Annotated in this window: 1 protein-coding gene; it reads right to left on the reverse strand. The window is 63.6% G+C overall.

What is annotated here, in order from left to right; all coding sequences use genetic code 11:
- Positions 1–116: 116 nt before the first annotated feature.
- A complete protein-coding gene (locus B7R24_RS17210) occupies positions 117–869 on the reverse strand; it encodes an ATP-binding protein (protein WP_116420183.1) in 753 nt (250 codons plus the stop codon).
- Between the last annotated feature and the right edge of the window lie 58 nt (positions 870–927).

The following is a 927-nucleotide window of genomic DNA, read 5'->3' on the forward strand; positions in this document are numbered from 1 at the left end:
TGAGTATTTGACTGTGTGGGGGCCGGGGAATATTGCCTTCGGGGGCCACTTGTATTGCCTCCGGGGGCCGGGGTGTCGCGCGGTCAGGGGCCAGTGACGCCCGACCGCGCGAGGTCCTATGCCTTGGCCCGGCCGGCGGTGTGTTCTCGCATGTTGTGGCCACCGGTCTCGACCCAGATGGTGTTGTGCACGATGCGGTCCATGATCGCGTCGGCGTGGACGCCGGAGCCGAGGCGTTTATGCCAATTGCCTTGGGCGTACTGGGTGCAGAACACCGTCGATGCCTGGTCGTAGCGGCGCTCGAGGAGCTCCAGCAGCATGCTTCTGGTGGACTCGTCGGGCTCGTCCAGCAACCATTCATCGATCACCAAGAGCGTGAACGCGGCGTACTTGTTCAAGAACTTCGTCGTCCCGGACGGCTTGTCGCGGGCCAGCTGCCACGCCTCTTCAAGCTCCGGCATCCGGATGTAGTGCGCCCGCACCCGGTGCAAGCACGCCGCTTTCGCTAACGCGCAGCCCAGATACGATTTCCCTGACCCGGTGAAGCCGTGAAAGACGACGTTCTGCTGCCGATCGATGAACGAGCACGTACCGAGCCCGGCGATCATGGACCGGTCGAGGCCGCGTTCCTCGACGAGGTCCAGCCGGCGCAGATCCGCGTTCGGATAGCGCAGGTTCGCCCGACGGATGAGTCCCTCGACCTTGGTTTGGGTGAAGACGGAGTGGGCGTCGTCGACGGCGAGCTTGATCTTCTCCTCGAACGCCAACCCCAGCGTCAGGACGTCGTCTTGCGCGTCGAACGCATCCAACAGGGTGGCAACACCCATTTCACGGAGTTTACGTTTCGTCTCGATATCGATCCGGCTCATCGCGCACCGCCCCCGGCGTAGTAGTCGGCGCCGCGAACATAACCGCCGACTTCCAGTT

The organism is Subtercola boreus (genome assembly GCF_003399645.1).
GTDB classification, from domain to species: domain Bacteria; phylum Actinomycetota; class Actinomycetes; order Actinomycetales; family Microbacteriaceae; genus Subtercola; species Subtercola boreus_A.